Source organism: Chamaesiphon sp. OTE_75_metabat_556 (assembly GCF_031378165.1).
Taxonomy (GTDB): Bacteria; Cyanobacteriota; Cyanobacteriia; order Cyanobacteriales; family Chamaesiphonaceae; genus Chamaesiphon.
In genome coordinates this window covers 1-20,068 of sequence record NZ_JANNDR010000009.1, presented here as the reverse complement: position 1 = coordinate 20,068, position 20,068 = coordinate 1, and the positions used below count along the sequence as shown (strand labels likewise).

The following is a 20,068-nucleotide window of genomic DNA, read 5'->3' as shown; positions in this document are numbered from 1 at the left end:
GTAGATATTAGTTCTTCTATTTTGCTGCTATCAATATCTATGTCGATTTTAGTATCATCTTTAATATCACTGGGTGTATCTAGCCTGATAGATTCTTGCCAAAAATGCAAAAAGCCAAAGAGAGCATACGTTGCATAGGTTTTACCCGTGTTGTTATTGCCACAGATAATAGTCAGATCGCCCAAGGTGAATTCTGCTTGTTTGAAAATTCCTAAATTTTTGAGCGTAACTTTCATATTGCCTCTAGTGGCGGGTGTCAATGGAGCGAATGTACAAATAGATGATATCTACTTGCTGTTCTTTACTGCTATAGCATCGCTAATTTATTTTAACAATTGTGGCGTATTCATAGTAATTAGCGTAGACCAGAGGGTACCCATAAAGGGCACCCCTACAGGTAACTTGTGTAGCAGGGTGGATTAGTTGTTAGTAGAGGATATTTGAAACCCTAGTTCTTAGTTGTTAATCGCCCCGCAGATAAATCGCGGACTACTAACAAAAGTCCACTTAAGTGGACTTAATCAGGTTAGCCCGCACTTCAGTTACGGGTGATTGGAAACTAACTACTCGATCAAAAATTCTCTACGCTGTACCTTTAAATAATCCTTGGGGACGGAATAGCAGTGTTAACACCATTAAAATCAGGGCGATCGCGAGTTTATATTGAGAGCCGACAAACGGTACCGAAACTTCTTGGGCGATGCCGATAATAAAGGCACCTGCGATCGCGCCGTAAGGATTGCCGATCCCGCCTAGCGTCACTGCTGCAAACATCGGCATGATCAGAAACCACCCCATATCGGGGCGCACATTAGTCACCAATCCATACATTTGACCGCCTAATCCAGTCAAACTCGCAGAAATAATCCACGTCCATAAGACGACACGTTCGACATTAATTCCGGTCACGCGTGCCAGATCGACATCGTCGGCAACGGCGCGCATGGCTTTACCAATTTTGGTATTTTGCAGTAGAAAATGCAATCCGGCGATCGCGAGGATAGCTAAACCTAAGACGACCAAATTATAGAACTTAATTTTGAGGCCAAACAGATCGATCGCTTCACTGACAGGTAAGTTATAACCTTTGGCATCACCACCGTAGATCAGGAGAATGCCATTGCGGAGGAATAATGCCAACCCGATCGAAATAATTACCAGCGTCGTAGCCGTGGCACGGACGCGACGCATTCGCTTCCACAAGACGGCTTCGGCTAGCAGTGCCACCCCAACAGTGGCGATAATGCCAATTATCATCGATACCCAAATATTACTCAAGAATGGGATCTTACTGACGTTTAGCGTCCAGGCGACAAATGCCCCCAATGTCATATAGTCGCCGTGAGCAAAGTTTGACAAGCGCAAAATGCCATAGGTTAAGGTCAAACCGACCGCACCCAGGGCAATAATACTACCCAGGGCAATGCCATTTATAATTAATTGGGGGTCCATATACTCTCTAATATCGCTGGGAAGATCTTACAGTAATAGCGTAGATCTTCGGGTACCCATAAAGGGCACCCCTACACAATTATCTCTAGCAGAGTTGCGGCCAAATACTACGGTGCCGAACCATGACAGATGCGATTATCCCACCAGATATTATTGGTGCCCGATCGCGTGCCGTAGCTGGGGGTAATTCCATAACTACTACCTTGTGCGTGTCCCATCGTATTGGCGATCGCCTTATAGAGCTTATTGACATTGAAACAGCGCGGATCGCAGTGTCCCTCGGTATCGAAAGTATCGAGGACAAAGTGAGTCGTCACTTGGGGGAATTTGCCAGCGGCTAGAGCCGATCGCAGATAGAACGCAAGGGTATAACCATACTGATTGTCGGAGTAGGGTGGATTGGGGAGAGTGGCGATATTAGGGTTGCTGGCACTACACGTATTTTGATTGCCGCGCGCGGAGCGAGCACCAACTTGAACGATCTCGGCAGCGACAGAGGATTTGACACGGGTATTGCGGATATTGAAATAGTTACTCAGTGGCGCACAGGCACCGCTGAGGCTCGCTTCTTGACTGGGATTGGCAACAGATCGGTCGCCGCTATTAAAGCGGGTACAAATCGATTCTACCGACCAGGTGGCAGTGGTATAAATGCGTCCGCTGGCCGCCGCTAATTTACCGCTCGCCTCTTTTTGCTCTGAGGCAATTTCACCTGCACTCAAGCCCAGGTTGGCGAGCGCAGCATCCAACGCTTGCCGTTGGGCATTTGGGTTAGTCGATCGCCACACCTGTCTGAGCAGTCGCTCGCGTTCGGGTTTGGCTAAAATATTGCTGGCTTTTTCAAATTCAGTGGTCGTCGGTCGGCGCGGTTCATAAAAATTGGGACGCGCTAAGACGGCGGTGTTTTCGCGAGGGAGAAAGGCATTGACCCCCAATCCTAATGGCCCACGACCCAGACGGCGTTCGCGATCGAGCGTGCTCGGAGCCATGATGACGGAGGTGTCGTGCAAAATGAAGCGAGTATCGGCGAGGGCACTAACTGGCGCACTCGGACTGAGATTGCGACTGCGGAGATAAGCGACAATCCGATCTCGTTCCCCTGGCGTCAGTGCCCGATTGGTATGATTGGTAGGCTTTTGAGGCAGAGTGCTAGGAATCGGGATCGGTGTGGTTGTCGGTGTCGGAATTGGTGTGGGGGTGGACGTTGTCGGCTTCGTACCGCCAGGAAGCGGATTTCTAGGGAGCGGTACGGGAATTGGCAGTGGAGATTCGATCGGGGTGGGAATTGGTGTGGTTGTCGGGATTGGCGTGGGCGAGGGGGCACTAACGGGGGAAGTCAAGCCGGGGATCGTAGTTCTTTGCGAGATTGAATTGGGTGCTGCGACCGATCGTGAATTAATCGAAATTATGGCGATAATCGGTACCAAAAATAAGAGCGCAGTTGTCAAAATCCGATGAGAACCAAAATTAAATTTAGACATGTGATAGATGATAGTTGACGGTCGATCGCGGTTGGGAATGCTCAGAGGAGGGAGAATTGCGAAGGTGTTAATATCGAAAACTAAAGATCGAATAATAGGTAACTGTCTGAGTCAGAATTATCGCCAATTGCTGCTGCTAGACAGCAAACTAGTGAGTTTAGTTCCACCTGAATGCTGGATGAGTGAGGCTTGCAAAAATCGATCGCTTCAGGATTTTGTTAAAATCTATTTAGCGCAAAAATATTAATCGATCGCACTTTTACTTTTAAACAAAATATGGTATCTACTGTCACTACCGAGCCAAATTTTCACCGCATCGATTCAGCCGCTACGCTAGCAAATCGCTATCACAAAATTCGGCAAGTCAGCGAGAAAATTTGTCAACCGTTAGCCATAGAAGATTATACGATCCAAAGTATGCCGGATGTGAGTCCACCCAAATGGCATCTCGCACACACCACTTGGTTCTTTGAAACCTTCTTGCTACTGCCACATTTGCCAGGATATACCCTCTTCGATCCTCAATTTGGCTATCTGTTTAACTCCTACTATGAAGCTGTGGGCGATCGCCATCCCCGCCACCAGCGCGGATTGCTCTCTCGCCCGACTGTGGCGGAGGTTTATCGCTATCGCGCCCATGTTGATCGAGCCATGAACGCGCTATTATCCACACCCACAACTGCCGACTTCGCAAATCTCATCACTTTAGGGTTGCACCACGAGCAGCAGCATCAAGAATTATTACTCACCGATATCAAACATATCCTCGCCCTCAATCCACTGCACCCCATCTATCGCGACGATTTATTACCACATCCCGCAGGATCAACCCAGCCCTTGGAGTGGCTGACATATCCTGGTGGTTTGTATAGTATCGGGCATCAAGGGCATGAATTTTCATTCGATAATGAATTGCCCTGTCACCAAACATATCTACAAGATTATCAATTGGGCAGTCGATTGGTGACTAATGGTGAATATCTAGAATTCATCCAAGCTGGTGGTTATCAAGAGTCCAAATATTGGTTGGCGGAAGGCTGGATGACGGTTCAATCTCAGCAATGGCGATCGCCGTTGTATTGGGAACAAATCGACGGTGAGTGGTGGGTGATGACGTTGGGCGGCTTGCAAAGATTAGATCTCAATGCGCCAGTTTGTCATGTGAGTTTCTATGAAGCCGATGCCTATGCAACTTGGCAAGGTAAGCGGCTGCCTACTGAAGCTGAATGGGAAGTGGCGACGGTCAATCTGCCCCAAGTTGGTAATTTTGGGGATCGCGATATTTTGCAGCCAGCATCGGCAAATCATCGTGACTATCAATTTTTTGGGGATGTCTGGGAATGGACGCAAAGTGCCTATTTACCCTATCCCGGCTTTCAAATTGCTGACGGGGCGATTGGCGAATACAACGGTAAATTCATGTGCAATCAAATGGTACTCCGTGGCGGTTCCTGCGTGACTGCTGCCGACCACATTCGTCCCACCTATCGCAATTTCTTTCCACCATCAGCCCGGTGGCAGTTTTCCGGAATTCGGTTGGCAAATTAACTCGATCGCCATTACAGAGCGTCAAATCTCAATTTCTGAGCAGCCAGGAATAGTTGAGGTCGATCGATCCACAATGCATTCGTTACAAAAATAGACTGTTGCCTTTTATACATAAATCAGACAAGGTTTTGGCGGAGCAGATGAATCGGAAATATTGCCGAAGCCTTGGCTTGATTCAGCTTTAAGTGTAAATATATGCTATAAAATCCCCAGATCGTGTAGATTGACTGGGAATATCTTGGTGACAGTTTAGCCGTTTGTCGTATTGATGTTACCGTGAAAAATTGAGATGTTAGCAGTATGTATAGTTGGACAATCGGCTTCCATGCAACAACACTATATACGGAGAGAGTTGCCTACAAACAGCATTGGGAAGGTAACAGATCTAGGCCAGCAGTGGCTGAAGAGCGAAGAGTTACCAAAGTGGCATCACCGCCACCAGCTCACCACGGTCAGGTATGTACAACATGTAGATCGAGATCGCGGCGGCGATGGTTCTCAAAAGCTGGAGATCCTGACAAACATCATTGGCGATCGTCGATTATGCCATAGTCATCACTTCATTACTAGTAATTTTCAGATCCTCGATCTCCAATGGCAAGGAGCATTTCAACTAGAGCAAGATGCTCTCGATCGCTTTTACATCATTTATCTCGTCCTCGCCGGCACGCTCGACCAAAAGATCGCTGCAACACAGCAGGAGTGCGAAAGATACCAGACTGTAGATTGCCAGCAAGATACAGCCACAATCGTCAGTCCCGGTCAACAAGTGGCGAGTATCGCCAGTCCAGAGGGTAAAGCATTATTAATTGCCATTGATCGCGATTCGATCGATTCGGCCTTGAGTAGATTGCTAGATCGACCATTGAAACAACCAGTCATCTTTCTGCCCAGTATCGATCTGACTAGCGAGTTGGGACAAAGCCTGAAGAAACTGCTCCAATTTTTGTGGGAGAGCACCCAAGGCGTAGAACAGTCTACCGCACAACTAGTCATGCAAAAGTTGGAACAGGCATTTTTAGCGTGTGCGATCGAGGGTTTGCCCAGCAACTACACCGAGGAGCTAGTGTATCAGACTGATGGATCGTTAGCTTGTCATGTCCGCAAAGCTTGCGCCTTTATTGATTCTCATCTCCATGAAGATATCAAGCTAGGAGATATCGCCGCCGCGACCAAAGTCTGCTCGCGATTGCTCCAAAAAGCTTTTTCGCATCACTGCGGCTGTTCGCCGATGCGATTTTTGACCCAATCCCGACTGCAACGGATTCGCCAAGAATTGGAATCAGCTCCCAGCGATACCAAAATTGTCGATGTGATGATGCAGTATGGCTTTACCCAAGGGGGGAAGTTTGCCAAGGAGTACCAACAACTATTTGGTGAAAAACCATCGGAGACATTGAAACGACGCCGCCAATTTACCACTCCAGACGGTGAAACTTCTCTGTGGCAACAAATTGACGATCCCGGATCAGCAAGAGTAGTCGGTGGAGCCAACACGACTATTCCTGACATTCAGACCACATCGAGCTGGTTATCGAGACTTCATCGCTGGTTTGACGCTCGCACTTATCTAGCCAGCTAGGTTAGCAACGCCGATACTCAGTTAGTCAACTATCCCAAAAACGACTATTGTCACCTTGACTACATCGCAAATGGAATATACATCATCGATCGAATCCCATAGAATTCTAATATTGCTTCTTCTAGCATGTTAATAATATTAAATTGGAGAAAAGATCATGAATAACGAATTAATGACAGTTAAATTGTGGGATGAACTCGATGAAAGTCAGACCGAAAATCTGAATGGTGGTGGTTATGGTTATGGCTATGGCTATGGTGGCTATAATTATACTTCCCTGGGAATCAACATTAGTGGTGGCGTTGGCTCTATTCAGCAAAATGCTGGTGATGGTGTTCAATTCAATTTAAATTCAGTTGGCAAAGCACCTCAATATCGCCCTTACTACTATTACTAATAGTTACCATGCCGTCAAGTATTGCCATTCTGAATTAGTGATGAGATTTGCCTAGTACATGGACTAAGGGTGCGATCAACCGTGCTCTTAAGAATCGATCTTGTAAATCTAAATAGGATGGCGATTACAAGAACCGAGCTGGTTCTAGCCCCGTGTATTAAAATCAGCTACCTTCTTGTTCAGGTGGCTGATTTTAATCGTTATTTTGATTCGATAGCGATCGTCGCAACTGATATCTAAAATACTGACATCTAAAATCAAGCTAACACCTAGATTTTTCCTGCGATCGAATTAAATAAGCAATGATTTTGTAGGCAGCTCGTTAGTTGATTAGATCATTCTAAAAACGAACGTAATAGCAATAGTAAATTCGCAAATAGAATATACATTATTTAGTAAAGCTCGTAAAGTAATAGTATCAATTTACTTAGGGTCATCGATTGGGGTAAAAACTAATGAGTACCAAAAAAATAATAGTCGAACTGTGGAAGAAGATTGATGATAACCAAGCAGCATGTCTGAATGGTGGAGAGATGAAGATCTACATTGGTGGGCAAGTACATGCCTATCAGTGGGCTGGAGACAATCAGACACAAGTGAATTACTTTTCACCGCATGAAGTGTCTAGCTACTCTGGTTATTATGCTCACAAACATAGCTATGGCTATGGCTGTTATCGTAACTACAACAGTTACTAAGACCTGTATGACAATCGTCACCACTGCGGTCTGATTATTGTCGATCGAGACAAAATTATTGCATTTAATGCAACTTGAAGATCGATATCCTAGCTACTATTTTGGCTGCAATAGTTAATAATATTGAGAGACAAATCTAGGGTATTTTCATTCAAATTAAAACTTTTAAAACGACAGAAGATCGCCTTTTTTAAAGAGCGATCTCTTTGGTTGTTCGATCAATTGATGCCGCTGAAACTAATGCTTTGTGATAAATAATACAAGATTTTTGATATCAGAAATAAATCAGCAAAAATACTGTTTTTAAGATCGAAACTAGCAGTTATCGTTAGCAGTAGCAACCTATGTAGTCCATGATGAGAATAAACAACATGACACAATCTATCACTACAAAATCTACTGCTAAAGTTATGTGGAAAGAAATTACAGAGGATCGGGCCGAAAGCCTTAATGGTGGAGGTTGGTTCACAGATTTCAATATTGGTAGTGTCGGCGCACTTCAGATTAATGGCGGCGATGGCGTTCAAAATAACTATTACATCTTTAATTTCTATATCGGAGGCAAAAATCGCCGCTAATTAGCGAGAAATTAGATCGAGATTGTGGGGGCATCCCAGTTTTGAAAATATCTGACGAACAGAAAATCTCGGGTGGTAAATAACTACTTGAGATCTGCTGGGACGAACGAAATAATCGTAACTGAGATGACCCCAATTTTAGAGGGAACATCATCTATGAAAGCCAAAATTGTTCGCCAACAAAATGAAGAAGATTGCGGAGCTGCTTGTCTGGCCACCGTTGCCAAACATCACGGGCGGACATTTGCGATCGGTCGCGTCCGCACGGCGGTTGGGACGGGATCGCGCGGTACGACGTTGTTAGGATTGCGCCGAGGGGCAGAAGCCTTGGGCTTTCATGCGCGTCCGGTGCAAGCGACTCCCGAACTGATCGATAATCTCGATGCCGCACCGCTGCCAGCAATTATTCACTGGCAGGGCAATCACTGGGTGGTATTGTACGGTCAGCAGCGGCGCAAGTATATGATCGGCGATCCGGGCAATGGGATGCGCCAGATTACCCATCAGGAGCTAGTCACAAATTGGTCGAATCGGATTTTGTTATTACTCGAACCCGATCCGATCCGCTTTAGCGAACAACCAGAGGACAAAATCGGCGGGTTTGGGATGTTTCTCCAGCGGGTTTTGCCCTATAAAGGGCTGATTTTACAAGCGATCGCGATTAATATCGTCGTGGGATTGCTGGCATTGACGCTACCGATCGTCATGCAAGTACTCACGGATGATGTCTTGGTACGCGGCGATCGGCAATTATTGATGACAGTCGGGATCGCCGTCATCGCCCTCAATCTGTTTCGGAGCATCATTAGTCTGATTCAATCACACCTGATCTCGCACTTCGGGCAAAGGTTGAAGTTGGGACTGAATCTCGATTATGGCTTTAAACTGCTCCGGTTGCCTCTGACATATTTCGATGCCCACCGCAGTGGGGAAGTCGTCAGTCGGCTGGCAGATGTCCGTCAGATTCACAATTTGATCTCCCAGTTAGTGTTGGGATTACCAAGTCAATTTTTCATTGCGCTAGTTTCACTGGGGTTGATGCTGGTTTATAGCATTCACCTCACCCTCGCTGCACTGGCCGCTTTTATCGCGATTATCGGCATTAATTTGTTATTTCTGCCCAGCTTGCAGCAGAAAACTCGCCGGCTGATTGCTGAAGGTGCCGAAAATCAGGGCTTTTTGGTCGAAACTTTTCGTGGGGCAATCGTCCTCAAAACTAGTCAAGCTACGCCGCAAGCCTGGTCAGAGTATCAGCGCAATTTCGGTCGCCTCGCCAATCTGGAATGGGGCGCGATCCAACTGGAAATCTATACGAGTACCATTACCCAAACGATCGGGAGCATTACCTCGATCGGGCTATTGTGGTTGGGTAGTTATTTGGTCATCGATCGGACTTTGAGCATCGGTCAACTGATTGCCTTCACGGGGATGAGCGGTAATTTATTTGGATTTCTGAGTATGCTCGTCGGTTTAATCGACGAATTTATTACTGCTCAGATCGTGGTCGAACGCCTCGGCGAAGTCTTGGAAAGTCCCGTCGAAGAAGATCTCGATCGACCCAAACCCAGAGTCAGAATTAGTGCGACTAAAGATATTATCTGTCATCACCTCAACTTTCACCATGCGGGGCGTGTGTCCCTGCTCAAAGATTTTAACCTGAGCATTCCTGGGGGCAAAGTCACGGCCTTAGTCGGTCGATCGGGTTGTGGGAAAAGTACCCTGACGAAACTGATTACGGGCTTGTACCCAGTTCAATCTGGCAATATCCGCTACGGTAAGTACTCCCAATCCGATATTTCGCTCGAATGCTTGCGCCAGCAGGTGGTACTGGTCCCCCAAACTCCACAGTTTTGGAGTCGATCGATCGTCGAAAATTTTCAGTTTACCAATCCCGAAGTCGCCTTCGAGGATGTGGTCATGGCTTGTGAAATTGCCTGCGCGGACGGCTTTATCGTAGAGTTACCCGATAAATACCATACAGTTTTGGGTGAATTTGGGGCAAATCTGTCGGGGGGACAACTCCAACGGTTGGCAATCGCCCGCGCGATCGTCTCCAATCCACCGATCCTGATTCTGGATGAGTCTACAGGTGCCCTCGATCCCGCTTTAGAAGCTGAAGTTCTCGATCGCCTCCTCAGCTATCGCCAAGGCAAAACCACCATTCTCATCGCCCACCGTCCCTCTGTGATTAGACGTGCCGATCTGGTGGTACTACTCGATCGGGGCGAACTCAAACTCACTGGTACCCCAGCCGAATTATTGCGGATTCCCGGCGAACATCTGAATTTTTTAAATCCCTAAAATCGTCACAAATCGATCGCGATTTGGATCTGGGCAGCACCCACTAGTTCGATCCTGCCTTAAATATCTAATCCCTATTGCTCATTCCCTAAAGCCTAAAGCCTAATACCTAAAGCCTAGTAAAGTCATGGATAATTCTAATCTTGAGAATTCTGATTTTCTATCGGGAGAAATCTTTCCTGTCAACCCTAACAACAATAGTCATAATTTAGCGACGCTCGACAGAGAGCCGGAACTAGAACAAAACGGTGTACTGGTTCCATTCCGGCCAGACTTCGCTGCGAATGGTGCGATCGTACCGTTCCCGCCAGAACCAGATTATCAGATCCTCCACCAGACCAACCCAGCGGAATTTTTACCCGCGATCGGGCAGTGGATGCTGGTGGGCGGGATGCTGATGGTCGGTAGTTTTGGCGGGGCAATCGCACTGAGTGCAATTTTAAAATATAAAGTTACCGTCCAAGCTCCCGCCGCAATTCGCCCCGTGGGAGAAGTGCGGCTGGTGCAATCGACGATCGAAGGTTCGGTCTTGAGCATCTCCGTGCGGGAAAATCAAACCGTGCGCAAAGGCGATCCGATTGCTACTGTCAAAGATCTACGGTTGGAAAGTAAGTTGCAAACCAAACGCCGCCAACTCGCGGGAGATATTCACAAAGCCAAGCAGCAACTAAGTGCAATCGATCGCCAGCTCGTAGCCTTCGATCGGCAGGGGACTGCGGAAATCGAGCACAGCAATCGGACGATCGCGGGCAGTCAGTCCGAACTCAGTCGCGCCGAACGCGACTATCACGACAAACAGACGATCTCGCAAGCCGAAGTTGCGGAAGCTCAAGCTAACTGGCAAACTGCCCAGAAAGAACAGGAGGCTGCCGCCGCTGAGTTAACAGTAACGCAAGCCAACCTCAAATCCCTCCAAGCTGGCTATCAATCCGCTCGCGCCAAATCGCAGCGATATCAACTTGCTGGCACTGCTGGCGCGATTGCGACCAACCAAATCGAAGAAGTCAAATTAGCTGTCGAACAACAGACTCAAGCGATCGCCGCTCAAACAGCCACGATCCTCAAACAACAACAGATCGTCGCCCGATCTACCCAAGTCGTTGCCGCCGCCGCCGCCAAAGTCCAGCGCACCCAAGTTGCGCTCAATCCGCTCCGCGCTGAATCAGAAACGATCGTCCAGAAAATTGCCAGCGAACGCGCCAACGCTCAAGCCGCGATCGCCCGCCGCCAACAAGAGCAGCAAAAACTGCTGATCCAGAGAGTCGAAGCCATCGAGCGGATTGCCTCGACCGAGCTGGATCTCGCTCAAACCGCCACCGAACTCCAGTCCACGCCCATCCTCGCCCCGATCTCCGGTACGATTCAGGAGCTAAATCTTCGGAATAATTTGCAGGTAGTCAATCCTGGCGATCGGATTGCTAAAATTATTCCGACGGTGACACCGCTAAATATTATGGCCACTGTCGCTAGCTCCGATATCGACAATGTCAAAGTCGGGCAAACGGTGCAAATGCGCGTATCGGCCTGTCCCTATACCGATTATGGCGTGGTATCGGGCAAGGTACGGGAGGTTTCTGCCGATGCCAAATCCATCGACAAGAATGCAGGCGATCGTGCCGACAAACAGTCACAACCAGCCGTTAACAGTATCTATGAAGCCACGATCGTCCCGGATACCTTGACGTTGCAGCAGGGTGGTAAGACTTGTCAGATTCGATCGGGGATGGATGGCCGCGCTGATATTATCTCCAAAGAAGAAACCGTCCTGCAATTTATCCTTAGAAAGGCACGGTTGTTTAGTTAGTTGGGAGCGGGGCGCGGGGAGAAGAAAGTGAATAGTGAATAGTGAATAGTGAATAGTGAGAACGCAGTTTCAACTATCAACTCCCAACTATCGACTCCCAACTCAAGATCGATCAAGTTCCAAGTCCGCCCACGATTTGGGATCTTCGAGTGGCTCCATGTGCGTCACCACATTCGTACCTGGCAAAGCTGCCACGATCGCTTCTTCGACATCCTCACACAGATCGTGGCCGCGCTGTACCGTCCAATTGCCGGGTACCAAGATATGACAAGTCACAAATCGTCGCGACCCCGCTACGCGCGTGCGGAGGGCGTGAAACAGGATGCCTTGTGGTTCGTAGGTGCTAAAAATATTGGTAATCAGATCGCGTTCTTCGATCGGTAATGCTGTGTCTAATAGTCCCGCGCCAGTTTCGCGCAGGAGCTGAAATCCCGACACCATAATACTTGCTGCCACAAATAGGGCGATCAGCGGATCGAGAATCAGCCAGCCCGTCCATTTGACTAACAAGATGCCCACAGTGACGCCCACGGAAGTCCAAACATCTGTCAGTAAGTGGTGAGCATCTGCCCGCAGCGTAATCGATCGCAGCCGCCGCCCCGCCCGCAACATAATCCACGCCACAGTGCCATTGATCGCGGTGGCCATCAGCGAGAGCAATAAACCTAAATTAATCTGTTCGAGCGGCTGGGGTGATGCTAACTTGGGGATGGCGACCGCCGCAATCCCAATCGAGGCGATCGTAATTAACACGCTTTCCAAACCACTAGAAAAATACTCCGCTTTATTATGCCCGAAGGGATGATCTTCATCAGCGGGAGTCGCGGCAAAAGATAATGCCCAAAATGCGGCTAGGGCAGTTAACAAATTGATAATCGACTCCAACGCATCGGAGAGCAACCCCACCGAGCCAGTCAGATAATAGGCTCCAGTTTTTAAGGCGATCGTCATCAGTGCCGCCCCGATCGACAGAAACGTATAGGGTCGGGCAGTTTGGAAACTCATGAGAAGAAGAAGATGCTCGGTTGAGGTGGATTACCCGATCAATAACTACCTACAAGTTTGGGGCGAGATGATGACATCGATCTAGTAATGATTTACGCCAGTGGCTCTTACCAAAATATCTAGATAGTAGCTATTTTCGCACCAATGCGGTGAGTCCCGACCGATTAGATTTTTACGAACACTTGCGTGCCGACAATTTTTGCTGGATAAGTAGCCAAAGATGTCTTTGCCGGCCCTTTTAAAACTTTGCCATCGGCAGCAAACTCCGCATCATGACAGGGACAATCATATTTTTTCGCTCCAGGTATCCACTTGACAGCACAACCTTGATGAGTACAGTTAGGATTGACAGCGATTAATTGTTGGGGATTGGCGGGATCTTTAGTCAGAGCGACTTCTTTAGTTTGGAGATAGCCATTCTTGTCTAAGTCAGCGACCGAACCAATCGTCTTGAAGCCTTCCGGTGCGGTTGTGACCGCAGCGGGTTTGGCCGCCTCTTTCGTGCCTGTAGTTGCCTCTGGTGTCTTGGTAGCTGGATCTGTCGATTTAGTGGGGGCGCAAGCTGCCAAGACAACGGGGAAACAAGTTGTCAACCAACCAATCCCAAAATAGCCTAACAAGGAACGACGCTTAACCATAATTTTTAGTACTCGATCACCAGAAATTTAGATACGTAGAGATAATAAATCATCGCTCTATTTTTAGCAAATGTTGACGATCTCCATCCGCAACGATCTCGATCTTAACTAATTAGTTTGACTGTAATCGATCTCGGTTTGTCACTGCAATTGAATTGCGGCAATTAATGATAAATTAACCACGATCGATTAGTGACCAATTGTCGATATTTATTACTGACAAATGCTAATATCTTCCAAAGCAAAGTTCGCATCTGGTGGGGATTAATGACGGCATAAGCCTGAGTCGCCAAACAAATAGTCGCCAACACGGGTAATATAAATGTCGGCAGCATCACGATCCCGATCGACCACCAGGTTGCCACATGCAAAAATAGGGCGAGTGCCGGCCAAATTGAGATTGCCGCAGTCGCATATATTAGTTGCACCGATCGATGTGCGCCAACCAAGAAGATCGTTGTAGTGCTCAACAGCAGATTGACTGGTACTAAAAGAGCACAAATTCCGATACAGTGACACCGCGAAAATTCCGCAATACTATTAAGATCGAGCATAGTGACTTCCATACACAAGCTGACTCCTAATTTTACCGAACTCGATCGGTCTGATGCATCGCACTCCCACCAATCCGTAATATAAGTACAACTTACATCACGGCAGCCGATCGTTTATGCCAACTTGGGCTGAGTGTAATTGATGTCGATCTTACTAGTCAGGGGAGAAGTACCTTGAAGCAATACTGGAAAAAGGCTAGCTACACTGTCTCGACATCAGTGCCGGTCGCCGCTGTGGGGTTGCAGACGCTAGATCTAGTGACTTTGGAATAGCCCCACAGTCCCGAAGACTGATAAAATAGGATTCAACAGTTCCCTGCAACAATACAAATATTCATGATTTCCAGTAATGATTTTAGACCTGGTGTATCCATTGAGTGGAAGAGTGGCGTATGGAAGATCGTCGAATCTCTCCATGTGAAACCTGGTAAAGGCTCGGCTTTTGTCAGAACCAAGCTCAAAAATGTTCAGACAGGGAGTGTTGTCGAAGAAACCTTCCGGGCGGGGGAAACGATGCCTCAAGCCACGCTGGAAAAAATCAAAATGCAGCATACTTACAAAGATGGCGATCAATTTGTATTTATGGATATGGAATCTTTTGAAGAATCCAATCTGACTCCCACCCAAATTGGCACTAACGTCAAGTACCTCAAAGAAGGGATGGAAGTAAGTATCGTGCGTTGGGGCGAACAAATCATGGAAGTAGAACTTCCAAATACAGTCGTGTTGGTGGTGACTGAAACCGATCCAGGGATGAAGGGCGATACAGCTACTGGTGGCAGCAAACCCGCGATCGTCGAAACTGGCGCACAAGTTACAGTTCCTTTGTTTATCAGCATCGGTGAAAAAATTAAAATCGACACGCGGACAGACCAATATGTCGGTCGCGAAAGCTAAAATTGTCTCGATCGATCCCTCAGATTGCAGCGATAGGAATGATCGGCACCTTGCCAACCAAAATCCCAGCAGCCAGATAACTTGGCAATCGCCGCGATCGAGTCAGATTTTAACGATCGATTTTGACAGTACATTAATTTAATTAAGACGTATTTATAGGTATTCCGATTTCATTACTAATAATTAGTAGCTACCGTAGAACTGAATATGACAATCGATTTTAAAGAACTTAGCGAACTATTAGGGGCAATTGCTGCTAATAATATTACTGAATTAACCCTGAAAAATGCTGACTTTGAATTGACAGTCAGTCAGGGACATGCTCAATCGACATCCAGTTCGATTTCGACGACGATCGCCGATATTAGCTCGCAAACGGTCATGTTACCGACTGCCGAGTCCCAGCAGACGATCCTAGAACGGCAGACAACAACAACAACGATCGACACCAAGTGGGTCGAAATCAAATCGCCAATGGTAGGTACGTTTTATCGTTCGCCAGCTCCAGATGAGCCGTCATTTGCCTCGATCGGCGATCGGATTCGGGTCGGCCAAACTGTCTGTATCATCGAAGCGATGAAGCTGATGAATGAGATTGAATCCGAAATCGTCGGGCAGGTAATGGAGGTATTAGTTGAAAACGGTCAACCGATCGAATTTGGTCAAACGTTAATGTATGTCAATCCGGGGTAGACGCCACATTAATTCGATCGATTAACATTTAATTGATGTATCGAGATCGATCGAGTGAATGCTCCGATGTTGACTATGGTTAAGGGTTTGTTGTGGTACCGGGATTAATGGGGAAATCTTGGTTGTAAGTTTGACGCGTAATCGGTTGTCGGACTTCAACACCCGCCTCACCGAGTACTTCCAATTTCTTACCTTCAACAGTAATCCAGACGGGGCTATCTGGATTTTTCTCTGTAGCAGTATAGACTACTTGACCCAACCGACCGATGGTCGATGTCGCGCCAGCACCTTGATTAAACTCTTTGGAGAGATCGACATGAATGCCGTCAGTGAGTATTTTGACACTCAAGAGCTTAGTTCCCACCGGAATTGTCGAAGTCAACTTGCCATCAGGCTTGCCAGCAGAAGCGAGCAGACTAGTCAGGGATTGATTGACCTGTGTTTCCGGATCTGAGCTAGCGGCTGAAGCAATTTTGCGGGTCTGAGGAACTAAGAAAGTTTTTTTGCCATCATCGTCGATCCGCCAGACGTTAACGGTACTCTCTTGATTTTGAGCGACGGTTGGGGTGGTCGGCTTGGCGGTCTTTTGACCGATGGTGGGTATCGATGGGGTTGTCGCTGACGGTACGACAGCAGTCGGATTTGGAGAAATCGGCAGTGGTGTAACTGCCTGCGGACTGACCTGTGCGGGATCGACCGTCACGGGACTTGGGGAGCTAATTTTGCTTGGTGTGGTTGCTTGGGGGCGGTTGTTTTGCATTGTCAACCAGGCAATACCTCCACCAGCAAGAGTTGCACTCACAGCTAGGGCTGAGATCGTGGCAACTACATTTTTAGATATTGATTTTTGCTCTTCCATAATTATTAAAATTCCTATAGATCGTTAGAATCATCAAACAGCGAGAAATCATCCAAATATAGTCTCAGATATTTGCCACTCATACAAGCGAAGTAATGTCTTATATCTAATCACTAGCAACTGGTTAGTGCTGGCTGTTGACCCACCCACCGAACGATCGCACGACCTTTATCGATCTATTCTTAGTTTAACTGCTAGTATCCCGATTCGGTAGTCGAAAGTATCGATCGGCATCGCGCCAGTCGCGATCTTCGACTATTGGCTCTTGCCAGGGATTCTGACAAAAGCTGCTAATTCCAGTTGCTGGGGATTGACCTTGAACTGCAGAATGCGGGCGGTGAGTCCGCGTGCTTCGAGGACATCCAAATTTAAGCGTTCGCTCACACTAGTTGTCAATCCAGACAGAATAAACGGCGGCACTGGAGTCGTACCTACCATTGCTGTCGGTTTGACTAGCTGAAACTTGCGGCCACCGATTAGGTTGATACCAGCTTCGAGCGCAATCGGGAGTTTTTCGCCAGAGCCAGGGTCTTGCAACTCGGCTTTGAGACCAATTCGATTATTCGCCAAAAATCTGACCTGGGGATTGGTAATTTGATAATCCTTATTCAGCGAACCAGCAGCCGCACCACCAAAGGTACTAGTAGTCATCTTCTGAAGTTGCGCGATCGCATCCGGAGATTTTAGAAAATTATTCAGATCTTCCTCATTGAACTTCAACCTCAATCCAGCCTGGAGCGGCTGCTTGAGGGCGGAAGTCCCTGGGGTTGTGCCACCTGCTGGGGCTACTCTGAGATCGACGGAGATCGGATCGGTTTCGATATCGAGAGTATCGACCCGCAGATCCTTAGTCACCCACAAGCCCCGTCCGGCAATCCTGAGCTGATTAATTTTGCCATCGAGAATCTGGTGAACTGGCGCATTGTCAGCCCTAACTTGGAGATGCTCGGCTCGATCGATTTGACTGCGAAAGGCCGTTTCGACATTCTTGTCCACCACGACTCCCGTCAGTGAAAACAACGAAGCAATGCCGGAGAGGAGGATGGTGATTAATTCCATTCAGTGAATAGTGGGTAGTGTTTAGTGGATAGCGATCGAGACGTGAACGAATCTGGGAATAACAAAAAGGTCTAGACAGTGGAGAACGGTTGGATCGAAAAGTATCCTTACATCCAAATTCACTATTCACTGTCCACTATTCACTATCCACTCCTTAATTATTGCCCCAACACTCTCGACGGCGATATCTTGAGATTGTTTCGTAGCGCGCTGGACTACTTCTACCTTACCATCTTTGAGCGAGCGGCCAGTGACGATCCGGAAGGGGATGCCGATTAAATCAGCGTCCTTAAATTTGACCCCAGCCCGCTCGTCGCGATCGTCGAGGATGGTTTCGACCCCCATCTGATTTAACTCGGCGTAGAGGCGTTCGGCGACCTCCATTTGCTGGGCGTCACTAATATTGGGCACGCAGATAATGGCATGATAAGGCGCGATCGCGACTGGCCAAATTATTCCATCTTTGTCATAAGATTGCTCTACGGCAGCTTGGGCGAGGCGGGATACACCCACACCGTAACAACCCATTACTAGTGGTTGTTCTTCACCTTGTTCGTTGGTAAAGGTTGCGCCCATGGCTTGAGAATATTTGGTACCCAGTTGAAAAATGTGCCCGACTTCGATCCCGCGTGCAGTTTCCAATAGTTGAGTCGGATCGTGGCTGGCACGATCGCCCACCAACGCTTTTTGAATATCAACATTGACTGCTGGCAGTGGGAAATTAGTACCCCAGTTGGCACCGACGACATGCTTGCCAGTGTCATTGGCACCAGTAATAAAATTAGTCAAACTAGCGGCAGTGGCATCCACAATCCGCAAGAATTGAGGATGGACATTTGGACTAGCCATAATATACTCATTACCCAAATCTGGGGCAATGTAGCCGAGGGGTAATGGTTTGGCCGCCCATTTGTCGATCGCGATGCCATCCGGTACTTCGAGGGCGATCACTGTTTTAGCACCATAATTGGGAGCTAACTTAACTAGTTCGTTAGTTAATTTAACCTGATTGACCTCGCGATCGCTGCGAATACTAATTAATACTAAAACCGTCTTGCCATTATCATAGACAGCCTGCTGAAGAACATTTTTGACGATCAATGTCGGATCGCACTCGAAGAATTTCACGAGCTTATTTATCGAATTCGTATTCGGCGTATCCTTGACTTCATAACTAGTAAAAGTTGAAGCCACAGCATCGGGAGCTAGCGACACCGCTTTTTCCACATTCGCGGCATAGTTACCATCCGCCGTATACATCACATCATCTTCGCCAGCATCCGCCAGCACCATGAATTCTTGCGAACCAGAGCCACCGATCGCGCCTGAGTCCGCATCTACTGCCCGAAACTTTAACCCGCAGCGGGTCAACATGTTGCAGTAAGCCTGATGCATATCCGTATAGGTTGCCTTGAGGCTCTCAGTATCGGCATGGAAAGAATAACCATCTTTCATGATAAATTCCCGCCCGCGCATCAATCCGAACCGAGGCCGAATTTCATCGCGGAATTTGCTTTGAATCTGATAGAGATGCTGGGGTAATTGACGATAGGATTTAATCAAATCTCGCGCGACAGCCGTAATTACTTCCTCGTGAGTCGGGCCGAGTGCCACCTCCCGCTTTTGCCTGTCGGTAAAGGCAAACATAATCCCCTCCGCCTGGGTATATGTATCCCAACGTCCCGATTGTTGCCACAGTTCGGCAGGTTGGAGTTGGGGCAGCAGACATTCTTGTGCGCCAGTGGCATCCATCTCCTCTTTGACAATCTGCCTCACCTTAGTCAATACCCGCCACATCAGGGGTAGATAAGCATACAAGCCACTCCCAATCCGGCGAATGTATCCAGCCCGCAGGAGCAGTTTATGGCTGGGGATTTCGGCTTCGGCTGGTTCTTCGCGAAGGGTGACAAATAAGCTTTTGGACAGTCTCATCGGATTTTTTGCGTTAGTTTACTCACCCTAGCTCAGTAGGGTTTGACTATCGATATTATCGCAGGGTCGGGGTGGCTGTGGATAGAGCTTGAGCTGCCCAACTGTTGAATGGCACGATTAAAGTCAGATAATGCATCTTAAAAATTCTGAAGTTTATCGGCTTTCAAAATACCGCGATTAGCATCAGCATCAGCAGAATTGGGGTTGAGCTGAATCGCCCGATCGAAGTTAGCTAAACTTCCCCGATTGGCAACTAGCTCTCCATCGCTGTTCATTACTGCACCGCCACTCATGCCCGGGAGTGGCGATATGCCGCTGAAAGAGGGCAATTGTCGCACTGATGCCGAGTCCTGTCCACAGAGAGATTTTAGATGACATGAGGAGGTAATTCGATTCGATCGTATTGAATATTCGTCTAAATTCGCATTGAGATAACGGACTATTGCTAACCCAAAATTGCTAATGGGGATTGAGATTCGATCAACAATCCAGGCGAACAACTAGTTCATCCTCATAATTTAGACATAACAATATTTACCGAGGCCGAAATCGGACTTCCGGATCTTTAGAGACTGATTTCTCGATCGAAT

The 20,068-nt window shown here is 47.6% G+C and carries 20 protein-coding genes; 9 read left to right on the top strand and 11 right to left on the bottom strand.

What is annotated here, in order from left to right; all coding sequences use genetic code 11:
- The 3 genes from RMO27_RS00355 to RMO27_RS00345 all read right to left on the bottom strand — a co-directional run.
- Positions 1-236 (bottom strand): AAA family ATPase (locus RMO27_RS00355; protein WP_309727960.1); only part of this gene is annotated, 236 nt, incomplete at its 3' end.
- A 346-nt stretch (positions 237-582) separates the two neighbouring features.
- Positions 583-1,452: a branched-chain amino acid ABC transporter permease gene (locus RMO27_RS00350; RefSeq protein WP_309727958.1), complete on the bottom strand. Its 870-nt coding sequence runs from the start codon at positions 1,450-1,452 to the stop codon at positions 583-585.
- 107 nt (positions 1,453-1,559) lie between these two features.
- Entirely contained in the window at positions 1,560-2,933 is a 1,374-nt protein-coding gene (locus tag RMO27_RS00345; protein WP_309727957.1) for a hypothetical protein, read from the bottom strand.
- A gap of 276 nt (positions 2,934-3,209) precedes the next feature.
- On the opposite strand from RMO27_RS00345, the gene egtB reads away from it, so the two are divergent.
- The 7 genes from egtB to RMO27_RS00310 all read left to right on the top strand — a co-directional run bounded on the left by egtB (position 3,210) and on the right by RMO27_RS00310 (position 11,841).
- Positions 3,210-4,481 (top strand): ergothioneine biosynthesis protein EgtB, encoded by a 1,272-nt coding sequence (egtB, locus tag RMO27_RS00340; protein ID WP_309727955.1) that lies wholly within the window; start codon positions 3,210-3,212, stop codon positions 4,479-4,481.
- A 352-nt stretch (positions 4,482-4,833) separates the two neighbouring features.
- Positions 4,834-6,063, top strand: coding sequence for a helix-turn-helix domain-containing protein (locus RMO27_RS00335; RefSeq protein WP_309727953.1), 1,230 nt, complete (start codon positions 4,834-4,836; stop codon positions 6,061-6,063).
- Positions 6,064-6,220: 157 nt separating this feature from the next.
- The gene (locus RMO27_RS00330) at positions 6,221-6,460 is read left to right on the top strand and encodes a hypothetical protein (protein WP_309727951.1); all 240 of its coding nucleotides are present in this window, start codon (positions 6,221-6,223) and stop codon (positions 6,458-6,460) included.
- Positions 6,461-6,993: 533 nt separating this feature from the next.
- Positions 6,994-7,158: a hypothetical protein gene (locus RMO27_RS00325; RefSeq protein WP_309727949.1), complete on the top strand. Its 165-nt coding sequence runs from the start codon at positions 6,994-6,996 to the stop codon at positions 7,156-7,158.
- 371 nt (positions 7,159-7,529) lie between these two features.
- On the top strand, positions 7,530-7,736 hold the full coding sequence (locus RMO27_RS00320; RefSeq protein ID WP_309727947.1) for a hypothetical protein: 207 nt from the start codon (positions 7,530-7,532) through the stop codon (positions 7,734-7,736).
- Positions 7,737-7,892: 156 nt separating this feature from the next.
- Entirely contained in the window at positions 7,893-10,037 is a 2,145-nt protein-coding gene (locus RMO27_RS00315; protein WP_309727945.1) for a peptidase domain-containing ABC transporter, read from the top strand.
- A 127-nt stretch (positions 10,038-10,164) separates the two neighbouring features.
- Positions 10,165-11,841 carry an HlyD family efflux transporter periplasmic adaptor subunit gene (locus RMO27_RS00310; protein WP_309727943.1) on the top strand — a complete coding sequence of 559 codons (1,677 nt, stop codon included), beginning with the start codon at positions 10,165-10,167 and terminating at the stop codon, positions 11,839-11,841.
- 102 nt (positions 11,842-11,943) lie between these two features.
- Here RMO27_RS00310 and RMO27_RS00305 read toward each other — a convergent pair whose 3' ends face one another.
- The 3 genes from RMO27_RS00305 to RMO27_RS00295 all read right to left on the bottom strand — a co-directional run bounded on the left by RMO27_RS00305 (position 11,944) and on the right by RMO27_RS00295 (position 14,050).
- Positions 11,944-12,846: a cation diffusion facilitator family transporter gene (locus RMO27_RS00305; protein WP_309727941.1), complete on the bottom strand. Its 903-nt coding sequence runs from the start codon at positions 12,844-12,846 to the stop codon at positions 11,944-11,946.
- A gap of 164 nt (positions 12,847-13,010) precedes the next feature.
- Positions 13,011-13,484 (bottom strand): ubiquinol-cytochrome c reductase iron-sulfur subunit, encoded by a 474-nt coding sequence (locus tag RMO27_RS00300; protein ID WP_309727938.1) that lies wholly within the window; start codon positions 13,482-13,484, stop codon positions 13,011-13,013.
- A gap of 164 nt (positions 13,485-13,648) precedes the next feature.
- Entirely contained in the window at positions 13,649-14,050 is a 402-nt protein-coding gene (locus RMO27_RS00295) for a hypothetical protein (RefSeq protein WP_309727936.1), read from the bottom strand.
- Between the two features lie 324 nt (positions 14,051-14,374).
- On the opposite strand from RMO27_RS00295, the gene efp reads away from it, so the two are divergent.
- Complete coding sequence (efp, locus tag RMO27_RS00290; RefSeq protein WP_309727935.1) at positions 14,375-14,935, top strand: elongation factor P; 561 nt, start codon at positions 14,375-14,377, stop codon at positions 14,933-14,935.
- On the opposite strand, the gene RMO27_RS00285 is transcribed toward efp, so the two are convergent.
- Entirely contained in the window at positions 14,932-15,069 is a 138-nt protein-coding gene (locus tag RMO27_RS00285; protein WP_309727933.1) for a hypothetical protein, read from the bottom strand. The two genes, efp and RMO27_RS00285, sit on opposite strands and share 4 nt — an antisense overlap.
- Positions 15,070-15,142: 73 nt before the next feature.
- Here RMO27_RS00285 and accB point away from each other — a divergent pair, with 73 nt between their 5' ends.
- Positions 15,143-15,628, top strand: coding sequence for an acetyl-CoA carboxylase biotin carboxyl carrier protein (accB, locus tag RMO27_RS00280; protein ID WP_309727931.1), 486 nt, complete (start codon positions 15,143-15,145; stop codon positions 15,626-15,628).
- A gap of 79 nt (positions 15,629-15,707) precedes the next feature.
- Here accB and RMO27_RS00275 read toward each other — a convergent pair whose 3' ends face one another.
- From RMO27_RS00275 to RMO27_RS00260, 4 genes are all read right to left on the bottom strand, one after another.
- Entirely contained in the window at positions 15,708-16,487 is a 780-nt protein-coding gene (locus tag RMO27_RS00275) for a GerMN domain-containing protein (protein ID WP_309727929.1), read from the bottom strand.
- 255 nt (positions 16,488-16,742) lie between these two features.
- Positions 16,743-17,546, bottom strand: a complete 804-nt coding sequence (locus RMO27_RS00270) for a DUF2993 domain-containing protein (RefSeq protein WP_309727928.1) — start codon at positions 17,544-17,546, stop codon at positions 16,743-16,745.
- A gap of 126 nt (positions 17,547-17,672) precedes the next feature.
- Positions 17,673-19,478: a proline--tRNA ligase gene (proS, locus tag RMO27_RS00265; protein ID WP_309727926.1), complete on the bottom strand. Its 1,806-nt coding sequence runs from the start codon at positions 19,476-19,478 to the stop codon at positions 17,673-17,675.
- 137 nt (positions 19,479-19,615) lie between these two features.
- Positions 19,616-19,753 (bottom strand): hypothetical protein, encoded by a 138-nt coding sequence (locus RMO27_RS00260; protein ID WP_309727924.1) that lies wholly within the window; start codon positions 19,751-19,753, stop codon positions 19,616-19,618.
- Between the last annotated feature and the right edge of the window lie 315 nt (positions 19,754-20,068).

What these genes read in the sequence shown, in the direction of transcription:
- RMO27_RS00350 (WP_309727958.1), bottom strand. Translation starts at nt 1,452, where the DNA reads ATGGACCCCCAATTAATTATAAATGGCATTGCCCTGGGTAGTATTATT.
- RMO27_RS00345 (WP_309727957.1), bottom strand. Translation starts at nt 2,933, where the DNA reads ATGTCTAAATTTAATTTTGGTTCTCATCGGATTTTGACAACTGCGCTC.
- egtB (WP_309727955.1), top strand. Translation starts at nt 3,210, where the DNA reads ATGGTATCTACTGTCACTACCGAGCCAAATTTTCACCGCATCGATTCA.
- RMO27_RS00330 (WP_309727951.1), top strand. Translation starts at nt 6,221, where the DNA reads ATGAATAACGAATTAATGACAGTTAAATTGTGGGATGAACTCGATGAA.
- RMO27_RS00325 (WP_309727949.1), top strand. Translation starts at nt 6,994, where the DNA reads ATGAAGATCTACATTGGTGGGCAAGTACATGCCTATCAGTGGGCTGGA.
- RMO27_RS00320 (WP_309727947.1), top strand. Translation starts at nt 7,530, where the DNA reads ATGACACAATCTATCACTACAAAATCTACTGCTAAAGTTATGTGGAAA.
- RMO27_RS00315 (WP_309727945.1), top strand. Translation starts at nt 7,893, where the DNA reads ATGAAAGCCAAAATTGTTCGCCAACAAAATGAAGAAGATTGCGGAGCT.
- RMO27_RS00310 (WP_309727943.1), top strand. Translation starts at nt 10,165, where the DNA reads ATGGATAATTCTAATCTTGAGAATTCTGATTTTCTATCGGGAGAAATC.
- RMO27_RS00305 (WP_309727941.1), bottom strand. Translation starts at nt 12,846, where the DNA reads ATGAGTTTCCAAACTGCCCGACCCTATACGTTTCTGTCGATCGGGGCG.
- RMO27_RS00300 (WP_309727938.1), bottom strand. Translation starts at nt 13,484, where the DNA reads ATGGTTAAGCGTCGTTCCTTGTTAGGCTATTTTGGGATTGGTTGGTTG.
- RMO27_RS00295 (WP_309727936.1), bottom strand. Translation starts at nt 14,050, where the DNA reads ATGGAAGTCACTATGCTCGATCTTAATAGTATTGCGGAATTTTCGCGG.
- efp (WP_309727935.1), top strand. Translation starts at nt 14,375, where the DNA reads ATGATTTCCAGTAATGATTTTAGACCTGGTGTATCCATTGAGTGGAAG.
- RMO27_RS00285 (WP_309727933.1), bottom strand. Translation starts at nt 15,069, where the DNA reads ATGTACTGTCAAAATCGATCGTTAAAATCTGACTCGATCGCGGCGATT.
- accB (WP_309727931.1), top strand. Translation starts at nt 15,143, where the DNA reads ATGACAATCGATTTTAAAGAACTTAGCGAACTATTAGGGGCAATTGCT.
- RMO27_RS00275 (WP_309727929.1), bottom strand. Translation starts at nt 16,487, where the DNA reads ATGGAAGAGCAAAAATCAATATCTAAAAATGTAGTTGCCACGATCTCA.
- RMO27_RS00270 (WP_309727928.1), bottom strand. Translation starts at nt 17,546, where the DNA reads ATGGAATTAATCACCATCCTCCTCTCCGGCATTGCTTCGTTGTTTTCA.
- proS (WP_309727926.1), bottom strand. Translation starts at nt 19,478, where the DNA reads ATGAGACTGTCCAAAAGCTTATTTGTCACCCTTCGCGAAGAACCAGCC.
- RMO27_RS00260 (WP_309727924.1), bottom strand. Translation starts at nt 19,753, where the DNA reads ATGAACAGCGATGGAGAGCTAGTTGCCAATCGGGGAAGTTTAGCTAAC.